This is a genomic window from Kribbella sp. NPDC051587 (genome assembly GCF_044453945.1).
In the GTDB taxonomy this organism is placed as follows: domain Bacteria; phylum Actinomycetota; class Actinomycetes; order Propionibacteriales; family Kribbellaceae; genus Kribbella.
Genome location: NZ_JBITDE010000004.1, coordinates 506,228 through 517,897 on the forward strand (window position 1 = coordinate 506,228; position 11,670 = coordinate 517,897).

Sequence of the window (11,670 nt, forward strand, 5' to 3'; positions counted from 1 at the left end):
GAGCACCCACCAACCACCCCCAGCGGCTCCATGTGGTTGAGCGGTGCTCAAGGTGGGTTAGTGCTCTACTACGCGGCCTCGGAGGCGGTCGAGGGTGAAGACGACCAGGACGGTGGCGGTGAGGAGGACCAGGGCTTCGGCGGCGGCGGTGAAGGTCTGGCCGCGGTCGGAGAGGGCGAAGATGCTGACGGGGACGGTTCGCCAGGAGGCTGGGTAGACCATGATCGTGGCGCCGACCTCGCCCATCGAGAGGGCGACCGAGAGGCCGGCGGCCGAGGCGATGGCGGGGCGGAGCATGGGGAGGCGGACCTGCCACAGCACCCGGGCCGGTGAGGCGCCCAGGGAGGCGGCGACGTCGGCGTACGAGGGGTCGACGCGTTGCAGGGCGGCGGCGACGGTGCCGTAGCTGAAGGCGACCATCAGGACGAGGTGTGCGATCACCACGATCCACTTGGTGCCGTTGAGCAGGATCGGCTGCCGGGAGAACGCGACGAGCAGGCCGAGACCGACGACAACGGACGGTACGGCGATCGGCAGGTGATGGAGTGCATCAGCGACCCGCGCCCAGCGACTTCCGTAGGCAGCGAGCGCTCCCCAGGTGCCGACGACGACCGCGAGCAAGCCGCCGAGGAACGCGGTCTGCAGACTGACGGACAACGACGCCAGCTCGTCACCCGACAACGCTTCCTGCAGGTGTCCGACAGTCGGGTTGGACGGCAGTACGCCGTTCCACGTTCCGGCGAAGGCAGCAGCGATCACCACCACGAACGGCGCCAGCACGAGAACACCGAACACCACCGCGAACGCGATCCACGTCACTGCCTTGCCAGGCCTAGTCCAGACGAGCACGACGACCTCCAAGAGCCTTACGCAGTAGCGCATACAAGCCAAGCGACAGCACGATCTGTACGACGGCAATCACGCACGCGGCCGGGTAGTCGAACATCACGATGCCCTTGGTGTGGACGAGCATCGGCAACGTGGTCGTGCCTTTCGCGCCGAGGAACAGCACGATGCCGAACTCGTTCAGCGTGAGCAGCAACGTCAAGCTGCCGCCGGCGATCATCGCCGGGCGAACCTCGGGCAGCACGACCTGTCGCAGCACCCGCCAGGGACCGGCACCGAGACTCGCGGCGACATCCAACTGGGCCCGCGGCAACCGACTCATTGCCGCGAGCAACGGCCGCATCACGAACGGCGTGTAGAAGGTGATCTCGGCCAGTACGACGGCCCAGGGCGTGGTGAGGAATCCACCGGTGCGCAGGATTCCCGCCGTACCGTAGATGAAGGTGAACGACAGCGCGACCAGGAACGACGGCAGCGCCAGCATCGTGTCCACCAGGCTGGCGACGAGGCGCGCACCCGGGAACGGGACGAAGCTGATCACCACCGCGAGGAACGTGCCGACCAGCAGGCAGCCGATCGTGGAGGACACCGCGACCTGCACGGTCCTCACCAGCGCATCGCGGAACTCGACCGAGGCGAGCACCTCACCCCAGGCCGGCGCCGACTCGACGGCGACCAGCACCAACGGGTAGACGACCAGCACAGCGATCAGCAGTACCGGCGGCACCAGCCACAACCACCGGCGGTCACCACGAGGTTGATTGCTGATGGCAACCGTCGTACTGAGGGCTTCGACGGCCATCAGCGGCGCTCCGCGGGGACCAGGCTGCAGGCCTCGGCCGGCAGCAACATCGACACCTGCGCACCGAGCGCAGGCACCTGACGGTCAGCCGGCAGATCGATCCGCACGGACACGTCCGGCAACCCTTCGACGATGCACGTCAGTTGGTTGGACGAACCACGCCATTGCGTCGCGACGACCCGGACCGGAATGCCTTCATCACCAAGCCGGATCGCATGGGGACGAATGCAGAGCAGCTCGTTGCCCGGTGTCGACCGCACGCCCGGCAACACCTGACCGGCAACCTTCACATCCTCGCCGGCCGTTTCCACTGGCAGCAGGTTCGCACCACCGAGGAACGATGCCGTGAACGCTGACGGCGGGGTGGAGTAGAGCTCAGCCGCCGGCGCGATGTCGACCAGGCGGGCGTCGCGCATCACCGCGATCCGGTCCGCGAGCGCGAGCGCCTCGGACTGGTCGTGCGTGACGTAGACGATCGCCACGTCCGGTACCTCACGACGAAGCTTCTGCAGCTCACCCAGCATGTCGGCGCGCAACTGGGCATCCAGCGCGGCCAACGGCTCGTCGAGCAGCAGCACCTTCGGCTCGATCGCCAGCGCCCGCGCGATCGCGACCCGCTGCTGCTGCCCGCCGGACAGCTCCCGCGGGAATCGCTTCGCGAACGAACTCATCCCGACCATCTCGAGCATCTCCGCGACCCGCTGCGTCACCTCGCCCTTCGGCTTGCGGGCAGCCCGCAAGCCGAAGGCCACGTTGTCGGACACCTTCAGGTGCGGGAACAACGCGTACTGCTGGACGACGACACCGATCCCCCGCCGGGCCGGCGGCAGCTCGGTGACATCCTGTCCGGCGAGCCGGATCCGTCCACTGCTCGGCCGGACGAAACCAGCCACGGCCTTCAAGGCGGTCGACTTCCCCGAGCCCGAGGGCCCGAGCAGAGCGACCGTCTCACCGGCCGCCACCGTCAGGCTGAGCCCTTCCAGCGCGACCGTTCGGCCGAAGTGCACCGAGACGTCGTCCAGCTGGACAGTCATCCCTGAACAGCCTTCGTGTACGCGGCGACATCCGCATCCAGGTCAGCCAGTACGGCGGTCCAGTCCGGCGTCCACGGGGTGACACCGTTCATGGCCGCTTGAACTTTGGCGAAGTTCGCGTCGGTCGGCTTCACGTCGTCACGCGCCGGAATGCCGTACGCGTCGCTGGACACCGTCTGCTGTGCCTCCGGGGTCAGCAGGTACTCCATCAACTGCTTGCCGCCATCACCGTTCGGCGCACCAGTCGCCAGACCCATCACGTAAGGCAACGCGATCGTGGTCTTCTTGCCGTCGGCAGCGGCCGGGAAGAAGACGCTGAATGCAGATTTGTCGACAGAGATCGACGACAGGTTCATCTGAACGTCGCCGTTGGCAACCAACAGCTCTCCCTTGCTCACCTTGGGCTGCAGCTTGCCGGTCGACGCCGACGGGCCGACGTTGTTGGCCTCCAGCTTGTGTAGGTAGTCGAGCGCACCCTGCTTACCCAGCAGGTGCTGAAGCAGCAGCAGTACGGCGGTCCCGTCACCGGCCTGACCGGGAGTCGAGTACTGCAGCTTGCCCTTGAACTTCGTGTCCAGCAGCTCGTCGAACGACTTCGGCGTACCGGCCTGCTGGTTCGCGATGAAGCACAGGTAGTTGTTGGCCACGGCAACGTAGTCGTCACCCTTGACGCTCGTCACGTGCTCACTACCCGGTACGACGTTCTTCTGCAGCAGGCCGTCCTTGGACGCCTTCTGGATGAACGGCGGCAGGGTGACGACGACATCGGCCTGCGGGTTCGACTTCTCCTTGGCCAACCGGGAGACAACCTCACCGGATCCGGCCTCGACGGTCTGAACCTTGATCCCGGTCTTCGCGGTGAACGCGTCGAAGCGGGTCTTGTACCAATCGGCCAGCCCATCGGCGGTGTAGACGGTGACGGTCCTCGCACCGCCACCACCACCCCCGGTGGACGCAGCGCCGGTGCCACCGCACCCGGCGACAACAGCGGTGAGGAGAGCGGAGACGAGCAGGGTCTTGAGCTTCACTGTTCCTGCCTTCAAAGATGAAACTGTCAGGTGAGCAGAAGGTCCGGGAGCTCCCGGACCGACGAGAGAACGTGCGTCGCACCCGCGGCCTGGAACTGGTCCTTGCCATGGGCACCGGTGAGGACGCCGGCGACGATCCCGGCACCGGCCGCGATCCCCGTCGTCATGTCGTAAACGGTGTCGCCGACCACGGCGACGTTCGCCACCGCGTCGGCTTTCAGCTCCAGCACGGCTTTCAGAACCATGTCCGGATACGGTCGGCCGCGGCCTGCCTGGGCCGGGCACAGGGTGAGGTTGGCCAGCTCACGCCAGCCGAGGGCGGACAGGATGCGGTGCTGTGTGGTCTGCGCGAACCCGGTGGTCAGACAGACCTTCACGCCCGCGTCCTGCAGTTGCCGGATCGCGTCCTCGGCACCATCGATCGGAGCGCAGTATCCGTCGTCGACGAGTTCGCCATACGCGGTCTCGAAGGCCTTGTTCGCCTGCTGGGCCGCGTCTTCGGCGTTCAGCAGCGCACGGAAGACGGTGATCTTGGACTCGCCCATGGTGGCGCGGACGTGGGCCAGCATCCGGTCGTACTCCGGGCTGCTGGATTCGATGCCCTGGGCACCGATCGCGGCCGTGAAGGCACGCTCCACGAGTCCGTCGTCGGCGACCGTCGTACCGGCCATGTCGAGCACTGCCAGCTGGATCATCGGTCGATCTCCTCGAAGCTCATCTCGGCGATCGCCGGCGACATAGTCATGCCACGGCCGCCCGGCCCCGTGACCAGGTGGACGCCTTGGGCAACTTCCCGCCGTACGACGAGACCGTCGCCGCTCGTGCCGGTCGCCTGGGAGTAGACGCCGGCCCAGCGTCGGGTGATCTTCGGCATCGGCCGGCCGAGGATGGACTCGACAGTCGCCGTCAGGTACTCGTACGGGTCCGACTGGACGTCGAAGGTGAACGGCTCGGCGTACTCGTGGGTGTCGCCGATGGTCAGGCCGCCGTGTGTGCGCTGGACCATTAGGAGTTGCATCGCGTGCTGCTTGGCGATCGCGGCCTGCGGGTCGAGGGCTTCGACGGACGGACCGGCGTACGCGGGGTAGTAGCGGAAGCTGTCCGCATCCGCGACTGCCGTCGTCAGTTGGACGTCCAGCGGCTCGGTCTGCATCATCTGCAGCCGGACGCGCCGTACCGGCAGGTCTTCGGTGAGCTCGCGGATCAGGCCGCTGTGCCAGGCACCGGTGCAGAGGAACACCAGGTCGGCGCTGTGCGTCTCGTGGTGGTCGTCGGTGAGCTCGCCGCTGTCCACGGTCCGCACCTCCCGCCCACCGAGGAACTGGTAGCGACCGGACTTCTCCAGTTCCTGGCGCAGCGCGGGGAGCACCTCACGGGGCTCGACGATCGCATCGCGCGCACACCACAACGAACCCTGCAGCTCGCCCTGCAACGCAGGGTTGCGCTCGCGCGTCTGCTCAGCATCCAGGACCTGAAAGCCACGCTGTACGGCGTCCGGCCGGGCCGCGGCCTCCTTGGCGACCGCCAGCTCGGCCTCGGTCCGGCAGACCGTCAGCGACCCGTGCGGCCGGAAGCTGATCCCTGGCACCTCGGCCCACAGGTCGCGAGCGCGCTGAGCGCACTCGATCTCCGCGCCGTCGGACCGGCCGCTCACCCAGACGAGGCCGAAGTTCCGCACACTCGCACCGCGAGCCTCGGCCTCGCGCTCGATCTGAAGGACGTCGTGCCCCCGCCGTACCGCCTCGCGGGCGTGCATCGTCCCCAGCACTCCGCCACCCACCACAACCACTCGCACCAGCGTCTCCCGTCGTCTCGACCGGTACCAAGATTGGTCCGGACCAATGACGGGAGCGTACGTCGGAGACGGCCAGTCGGTGAACCGCTGGCAAAAACTAGGTGCTGCTGCTCAGGGGCGCAGGATGGCGCGGAAGCCGACGCGGTCGCCGCGGTAGAGGGAGCGGACGACCTCGATCGTGCGGCCCTCGACGTCGCGGGTCCGGCGGTGCAGGAGCAGCATCGGGAGCTGCTGGGTCGCCTTGAGCAGCTCGGCCTCACGCGGCGAAGCGATCACCGTCTCGACCAGCTCCTCACCCTCACCGAACTCGACGCCCAGCTGGCCCGTCAGGCAGCGGTACAGCGAGCCGGTCGGGTCCAGCACCTCGCGCAGGTTCGGGAAACGTGCCACCGACAGGTACGTCGTCTCGAGACCGATCGGCTGCTCATCCGCGAACAGCACCCGCTCCAGCTCGAACACCGGATCACCGAGCGCGACCGCCAACCCCTCGGCCAGCTCCTCGTCCGCCGGGATCTCGTCGAACTTGACCACCTCACGCGCCGGCGTGTGCCCCTGCGCCCGCAACGCCTCGGTGTAGCTCACCAGCGCCAGCGGCTGCACGATCTTCGGCGTCGCGACGAACGTCCCCTGCCCCTGCCGGGCCCGCAACCGCCCGTCGGCGATCAGCTCCCGGATCGCCTGCCGCATCGTCCACCGCGATACCCCGAAGTCCTTCGCGAGCACCCGCTCCGGCGGCAACGCCGTACCCTCCCCCAACTGCTCGACCAACTCGATCAGCCGGGTCTTGACCACATAATGCAGCGGGACACTCACCGCTCGAGAATACCGGCGAAAAGAGTCGAGCCCCGGGCGGCAACCCGGGGCTCAGATGGAAGAGATGGACAGTTGGCGGATCTCAGCTGCCGGACTTGCGCCGGAACTGGCGCTTCTGCTTGTCGTTGTGGGCCTCGCCGACGCCCTCCTTGCGGTTCCCCGAGCCGGGGTGGGCCGCATGGTTGGCGTTCTTCTTCTCCAGCGCTTCCCGGAACTTCTTCTGCAGATCGTCCGCCGGCTTGCTGGTGTTGTCGCTCATAACCGTCTCCTTCAAACCGTAGGCGTACGAGCTCACGCTATCCGACTGTGACCACCCTGAGCGACCGAATACCATCAGGCGGCTGCCGGGCAGCCCGGCTGACCGCAATCCGCGTCCTCGGCCACCACGCCGTTCAGATCGTGCTCGTACGCGAAGTGGAAGCAGTCCCAATGCATGCGCTCGAAGGTCTCGTAGTCCTCACGGGTCTCCTCGACCGGCTTCCCGCACCGCATGCACTCCTGCTCCATCCCTGCAAGGTATCCCAGCCCGCGAAAATCCCCGGCGCCCCGGTCCGTCGCGCTGTTAGGTTCTCGGTGTCTGGAGAGGAGCGGAGATGCCGGTCAGTGGTGAGGCGTTGCTGGGGATCGCGCTGGTGGAGCTCGGGCTGGTGGTGATCCCCGGTCCGAACATGATCTATCTGATCTCGCGTTCGATCGCGCAGGGCCGCCGCGCCGGCCTGACCTCGCTCGCCGGGGTCGGCGTCGGCTTCCTCGTGTACTTGCTGGCGGCAAGCGCCGGGCTGGCCACGCTGTTCGCACTGGTCCCGCAGATCTACCTGGTGCTCAAGTTCGCCGGCGCCGCCTACCTGCTCTGGCTCGCCTGGAACGCCCTCCGCCCCGGTGCCAGCTCCGTCTTCGCCACCCAGGACCTCTCGCCGGACAGCCCACGCAAGCTCTTCGGCATGGGCCTGCTCACCTGCCTGCTGAACCCGAAGATCGCGATCCTCTACATCTCGCTGCTCCCGCAGTTCCTGGATCCGGCCCGCGGTCAGCTCGGCGTCCAGAGCCTGGTCCTGGGGCTGACCCAGCTTGTCGTCGGCGTCGCGATGAACGCGGTCTTCATCGTCACGGCCGGTTCGGTCGCCGTGTTCCTGACCCGCCGGCCGACGTGGATGAAGATCCACCGCTACCTGACCGGTACGGCGCTCGCCGTCTTCGCCATCCGCCTCGCCACCGAGCGCGCCCGCCCCTTGGCCACCCACTGATGCACGCTGGCCAACTGGAGATCACCGTCCCCGTCGTCCAGGAACTGATCAGGACGCGGTTCCCGTCGTGGGGCGACATGACGGTGCGCGCCGTACCGTCGCACGGCACGGTCAACGCCCTCTTCCGGATCGGCGACGAGTTCGTGGCGCGGTTTCCGCTGCAGCCGGGCGAGGTGGAGCGGGTTCGCCGGGACCTCGAGGACGAGGCGGCCGCGGCACGCCGGTTGCACGCGATCTCGCCGTACCCGACTCCGCATCCAATCGCTCTCGGCGAGCCGGGCGCGGGCTATCCGCTGCCCTGGGCGGTCTACACCTGGCTCGACGGCACCACCGCGTACGACGCCGATGTCGCGGGGTCGGTGGGGTTCGCCGAGGACCTCGCCCGTTTCGTGCTCGCGCTCCGCGCGGAACCGACCGAGGGGCGAGTGTTCACCGGCTCGTGGCGCGGCGGCGTACTGACTTCACAGGACGAGTACGTCGCCGAGGGGCTCGAGCGCAGTCGCGGCATGATCGACGTGGACGCGCTCGCGCGGTTGTGGGCCTCACTGCGCGAGACCCCACGGACCTCGCCCGATGTGTGGACGCACCGCGACCTAATGCCGGGCAACCTACTGACCGCCGACGGCCGCCTGGCCGGAGTGATCGACGTCGGCACGTTCACCGTCTCCGACCCGGCGATGGACCTCCAGCCGGCCTGGAACCTGCTCGATCCGACCGCCCGAGAAGCATTCCGTACGGCGCTCGCCAGCGACGACGCGGAGTGGTTGCGCGGGATGGGCTGGGCGTTCGCGCAGGCGATCGGCTGTCTCTGGTACTACGTCGAGACCAACCCGGTGATGTCACAGACCGCCCATCACACGTTGTCGGCTCTCCTCGCGACGAACACGAACTCCATCCCGGGCCGATCCGGCGCATCCCGCACCTCGTCGACCACAAAACCGTCCAGCGACACCTCGTCCCGCTCCCGGAACCAGAGCGTCGAGTTCGACGTGAACTCGGCCCCGTCGGAACTGAACGCATAGACGCCGCGGAAGCTGACATACGGCAGGTCGACGCTGGTCAGCTCACCCCAGTTGGCCACCGTCTCCCCGTTCGGTAACTGCACCTCGCGGTAGGTCGTCTCGCGCGTCCACTCCGCCCACTGCTCCCAGGCCCGGTTCGCCGGATCGCGGGTCTCGAAGACGAATCGCCCGCCTGGCTTCAGTGCGGCACGGATACCGGCCACCGTTGCCGACCACTCCTCCTCGGTCAGGAAGACCTGCGCCACGTTGCCGGTCATCACCGCCAGGTCGACCTGCAGCGGCGGCAACGTCGTCGCATCGCCGTGGATCCAGCGAACCCGGTCCGCGAATTCCTTGCCCTTAGCAACCTCCAGCGAGGCCGCCGCCGGATCGACGCCAATCACCTCGACCCCGCGCCCAGCCAGCAAACAGGCAAGCTCTCCGGTCCCGCAGCCGACATCCAACACCTGCTCGGCGCCGAACTCGGTCACCATCGCCGCGTACGGTTCCAGATCATCGCGTTCCGCCGGTTCCAGGGCGTCGTACACCGCTGCCAGTCGCGGGACCGCAAACAAGTCGTCAGCCATGCGTCGGACGCTAGCGGCTGAGCTAAGACGTCGCACCTGTATATCGCCGCAGCCCGGCCCGCCAGGCGAATCCCGCCAGCCCGGCCGCGACCGCTGCCGCCAGCAGACCCGCTGCCAGCCCGCTGGCGTGCGCACCCTTGAGCAAGGCCGACGACGGTACGGCGGCGATCAACGCCATGGGGAACACATACGTCAGTGCGAATCGGATCGGCCTGGTGAACACGTCCGTCGGCTAGCGGCCGAGTTGCCAGGCGGAATGGTAGAAGACATCGAGCTGCAGCTTCGGCGCCCAGAACGCCAGACAGGCCAGCAGCACACTCAACGCCCACGTCACCACCAGGCCGGCCGCGACCAGGAGAATCCAGCTCAGCACGCCTGGCGCACTCGGCCGCTCAGGTGCATCGGCGATCCCCCAACTCAGAACGCCGAGGCCGAGCACACACTCGATCAACGCCAGCGGAGCGGCGAGCGACAGGCTCGCGAGGAACAAGCTCGGCGCCGGCTGCAACAGATACGCGTCCAGCTTGCCGTTTCTGATGCCGTTGTCCGGAAACCAGGACAGGTTCGGGTCGATGAACGCCGACCGCAGACCGGTGATCAGTTCATAAGTGCCGATCAGGACCAAGAACTCGGCCTTCGACCACCCGCCGACGGTCTCAGTCCTGGTGAACACGATCACGACGGCGGCGATCGTCGTACCGAGACCGGTGAACGCGAGGATCACGTCGAAGACCAGGTTGATCCGGAACGCGGCACTCCGGCGTAGTGACATCGAGAAGCCCGCTCCGAGCAGGCGCAGCAGCTTCACGATCCCACCGCCGTGTACCGCCGGACCCCTGCTCGCCAGACTGCCGACACCGCCGTCACCAAGACCACCACCCAACCGAGTTGATACGCGAGCGAACCGTCGTACCGGCTGCCGGCGGCGATCTCCGCCGGCAATCCGTGCATGCCGTAGAAGGGCAACGCCTCCGCGATCCGGGCCCAGCCGTCGGGCAGCAACGCGATCGGGGCCGCCGTACCGCCGAGCAGGAAGCCGAGTTGGCTGCCGAAGGCAACGACCGAGTGCACACGGTCGGTCCAGAACGCGGTCAGCGAAAGCAGGAACGTGAAGAGGAAGATCAGTACGGCGGCCAACGCGATGCCCGGGAGCGCCAGCAGCACCGATCGCCAGGCGAACGTGGCCTGCAGGGCGAACGCGGTCACCAGCACGATCGGTGCCCCGAGCAACGTCAGCCAGCCGCGGATCGCGAGGTTCTCGCCGATGATGCCGAGGACAACAGGTTGTGGCCGCAGCAGTTCGTGGCTCAGCGTTCCGTCGTACACCCGGTTGGAGAACGTGTGCTGATCGAACGACTCGGTCATCAGCGTGACGAGGATGATCGCGACGTAGTACCGCTTGATGGCGGGATCATCCGGGTAGACCGCGGACCAGATGAACAGACCAATCAGCGGCGCGATCACCGCCTGGACCACGAGCGTCAGCAGGAACCACCAAGCGCCGGACCACTCGAGCACCTGTTGGCGGATCCGGAACGCCAGCAGGGTAAGGGCTCTCATCACACGCCTTCCCGGTACGCCTGGTCGATGACCTTCTCCAGCGGCGGCTCCTCAACGGCCAGGTCGATCACGTCCCCTGCCCGCAGAAGCTCGGCTGTCGTCTGCGCGACCTCGTCCCGCGGCACCCGCAGATCCCGTACGCCGTCCCGCGTGGTGATCCGGATCAGCTTGTACGGCGACAGCCGGGCAGACAGTTCGGCGAGCGGGCCGTCGTACCCGATCCGGCCCTGATCGATCAGGATGAGCCGCGGGCAGAGGGACGCGACGTCCGCCATGTAGTGGCTGGTCAGCAACACGGTCGCGCCGGTGGTCTGGACGTAGTTCGCGACGAACTCGCGGATCTGGCTGCCCGCGGTGACGTCCAGCCCGATCGACGGTTCGTCGAGGAACAGCACCTCCGGCCGGTAGATCAACGCCATCGCGAGCCCGACCCGCATCCGCTCCCCCAGGCTGAGGGCACGGAGCTGACGATCCAGTTGGAGGTCGAGGAGCGCTTGCAGTTCGTCGAGAGTACGGCGGAAGTCGGCGCGAGCGACGTCGTACAGGAGTCGTTGGTACTCGAGGCTGTCCATCACGGTCAGCTCCTGCGAGCCGCCGACCGGCTGGCTCCCGCGCACGAAGGCGATCCGTTTCAGAAAGGGAGATCGCCGCTGCCAGGGCGTGTCTCCGAGAACGCTCACGCGCCCGGCGGATGGATGCAGGATGCCGGACAGGATTTTCATCGTGGTCGTCTTGCCGGCTCCGTTCGGCCCGATGAAGCCGACCACTTCTCCTCTTTCGATCGTGAACGACACCTGATCGAGTGCCTGCACGGTCTTGTACTCCCGGCGTACCAGCGAACCCAGCGCCGCCCGCAGCCCGCCTTTGCGCACCGGAGCGCGATAGGACATGGCGAGCTCAACCACCTCGACAACAGTCATCCCGCGACCGTAGGAACAAAACACCACACTTGATGTCTTA

General features: G+C 67.3%; 13 protein-coding genes and 2 pseudogenes. 2 read left to right on the forward strand and 13 right to left on the reverse strand.

Annotated features, from left to right (window positions below; genetic code table 11):
* Nucleotides 1-57 precede the first annotated feature (57 nt).
* The 9 genes from ACIA49_RS18050 to ACIA49_RS18090 all read right to left on the reverse strand — a co-directional run bounded on the left by ACIA49_RS18050 (nucleotide 58) and on the right by ACIA49_RS18090 (nucleotide 6,825).
* A complete protein-coding gene (locus tag ACIA49_RS18050) occupies nucleotides 58-849 on the reverse strand; it encodes an ABC transporter permease (RefSeq protein ID WP_396378303.1) in 792 nt (263 codons plus the stop codon).
* Nucleotides 833-1,648, reverse strand: coding sequence for a 2-aminoethylphosphonate ABC transporter permease subunit (locus tag ACIA49_RS18055; RefSeq protein ID WP_396378304.1), 816 nt, complete (start codon nucleotides 1,646-1,648; stop codon nucleotides 833-835). Before ACIA49_RS18055 ends, ACIA49_RS18050 begins: the two co-directional genes overlap by 17 nt.
* Nucleotides 1,648-2,682: an ABC transporter ATP-binding protein gene (locus tag ACIA49_RS18060; RefSeq protein ID WP_396378305.1), complete on the reverse strand. Its 1,035-nt coding sequence runs from the start codon at nucleotides 2,680-2,682 to the stop codon at nucleotides 1,648-1,650. Before ACIA49_RS18060 ends, ACIA49_RS18055 begins: the two co-directional genes overlap by 1 nt.
* Nucleotides 2,679-3,710 carry a 2-aminoethylphosphonate ABC transporter substrate-binding protein gene (locus ACIA49_RS18065; RefSeq protein ID WP_396378306.1) on the reverse strand — a complete coding sequence of 344 codons (1,032 nt, stop codon included), beginning with the start codon at nucleotides 3,708-3,710 and terminating at the stop codon, nucleotides 2,679-2,681. The genes ACIA49_RS18060 and ACIA49_RS18065 overlap by 4 nt, the downstream gene beginning before the upstream one ends.
* A gap of 26 nt (nucleotides 3,711-3,736) precedes the next feature.
* Nucleotides 3,737-4,405: a phosphonatase-like hydrolase gene (locus tag ACIA49_RS18070; protein ID WP_396378307.1), complete on the reverse strand. Its 669-nt coding sequence runs from the start codon at nucleotides 4,403-4,405 to the stop codon at nucleotides 3,737-3,739.
* A complete protein-coding gene (locus ACIA49_RS18075) occupies nucleotides 4,402-5,505 on the reverse strand; it encodes a TIGR03364 family FAD-dependent oxidoreductase (RefSeq protein ID WP_396378308.1) in 1,104 nt (367 codons plus the stop codon). Before ACIA49_RS18075 ends, ACIA49_RS18070 begins: the two co-directional genes overlap by 4 nt.
* Nucleotides 5,506-5,616: 111 nt before the next feature.
* Entirely contained in the window at nucleotides 5,617-6,318 is a 702-nt protein-coding gene (locus tag ACIA49_RS18080) for a GntR family transcriptional regulator (RefSeq protein ID WP_396378309.1), read from the reverse strand.
* A gap of 82 nt (nucleotides 6,319-6,400) precedes the next feature.
* On the reverse strand, nucleotides 6,401-6,577 hold the full coding sequence (locus ACIA49_RS18085; RefSeq protein ID WP_391546253.1) for a DUF5302 domain-containing protein: 177 nt from the start codon (nucleotides 6,575-6,577) through the stop codon (nucleotides 6,401-6,403).
* Between the two features lie 74 nt (nucleotides 6,578-6,651).
* On the reverse strand, nucleotides 6,652-6,825 hold the full coding sequence (locus ACIA49_RS18090; protein WP_391546252.1) for a hypothetical protein: 174 nt from the start codon (nucleotides 6,823-6,825) through the stop codon (nucleotides 6,652-6,654).
* 86 nt (nucleotides 6,826-6,911) lie between these two features.
* Here ACIA49_RS18090 and ACIA49_RS18095 point away from each other — a divergent pair, with 86 nt between their 5' ends.
* Nucleotides 6,912-7,562 carry a LysE family translocator gene (locus ACIA49_RS18095; RefSeq protein WP_396378310.1) on the forward strand — a complete coding sequence of 217 codons (651 nt, stop codon included), beginning with the start codon at nucleotides 6,912-6,914 and terminating at the stop codon, nucleotides 7,560-7,562.
* Between the two features lie 77 nt (nucleotides 7,563-7,639).
* Nucleotides 7,640-8,320: pseudogene (locus ACIA49_RS18100) on the forward strand (aminoglycoside phosphotransferase family protein); the annotation flags it as partial.
* Between the two features lie 95 nt (nucleotides 8,321-8,415).
* Here ACIA49_RS18100 and ACIA49_RS18105 read toward each other — a convergent pair.
* From ACIA49_RS18105 to ACIA49_RS18120, 4 genes and pseudogenes are all read right to left on the reverse strand, one after another.
* Nucleotides 8,416-9,150 (reverse strand): class I SAM-dependent methyltransferase, encoded by a 735-nt coding sequence (locus ACIA49_RS18105; RefSeq protein ID WP_396378311.1) that lies wholly within the window; start codon nucleotides 9,148-9,150, stop codon nucleotides 8,416-8,418.
* A 22-nt stretch (nucleotides 9,151-9,172) separates the two neighbouring features.
* A pseudogene (locus ACIA49_RS18110) lies at nucleotides 9,173-9,922 on the reverse strand (ABC transporter permease).
* A gap of 32 nt (nucleotides 9,923-9,954) precedes the next feature.
* Nucleotides 9,955-10,710 (reverse strand): ABC-2 family transporter protein, encoded by a 756-nt coding sequence (locus ACIA49_RS18115; protein WP_396378312.1) that lies wholly within the window; start codon nucleotides 10,708-10,710, stop codon nucleotides 9,955-9,957.
* A complete protein-coding gene (locus ACIA49_RS18120) occupies nucleotides 10,710-11,630 on the reverse strand; it encodes an ATP-binding cassette domain-containing protein (protein WP_396378313.1) in 921 nt (306 codons plus the stop codon). Before ACIA49_RS18120 ends, ACIA49_RS18115 begins: the two co-directional genes overlap by 1 nt.
* Nucleotides 11,631-11,670 lie beyond the last annotated feature (40 nt).

What these genes read in the sequence shown, in the direction of transcription:
- ACIA49_RS18090 (WP_391546252.1), bottom strand. Translation starts at nt 6,825, where the DNA reads ATGGAGCAGGAGTGCATGCGGTGCGGGAAGCCGGTCGAGGAGACCCGT.
- ACIA49_RS18095 (WP_396378310.1), top strand. Translation starts at nt 6,912, where the DNA reads ATGCCGGTCAGTGGTGAGGCGTTGCTGGGGATCGCGCTGGTGGAGCTC.
- ACIA49_RS18060 (WP_396378305.1), bottom strand. Translation starts at nt 2,682, where the DNA reads ATGACTGTCCAGCTGGACGACGTCTCGGTGCACTTCGGCCGAACGGTC.
- ACIA49_RS18115 (WP_396378312.1), bottom strand. Translation starts at nt 10,710, where the DNA reads ATGAGAGCCCTTACCCTGCTGGCGTTCCGGATCCGCCAACAGGTGCTC.
- ACIA49_RS18055 (WP_396378304.1), bottom strand. Translation starts at nt 1,648, where the DNA reads ATGGCCGTCGAAGCCCTCAGTACGACGGTTGCCATCAGCAATCAACCT.
- ACIA49_RS18070 (WP_396378307.1), bottom strand. Translation starts at nt 4,405, where the DNA reads ATGATCCAGCTGGCAGTGCTCGACATGGCCGGTACGACGGTCGCCGAC.
- ACIA49_RS18120 (WP_396378313.1), bottom strand. Translation starts at nt 11,630, where the DNA reads ATGACTGTTGTCGAGGTGGTTGAGCTCGCCATGTCCTATCGCGCTCCG.
- ACIA49_RS18105 (WP_396378311.1), bottom strand. Translation starts at nt 9,150, where the DNA reads ATGGCTGACGACTTGTTTGCGGTCCCGCGACTGGCAGCGGTGTACGAC.
- ACIA49_RS18085 (WP_391546253.1), bottom strand. Translation starts at nt 6,577, where the DNA reads ATGAGCGACAACACCAGCAAGCCGGCGGACGATCTGCAGAAGAAGTTC.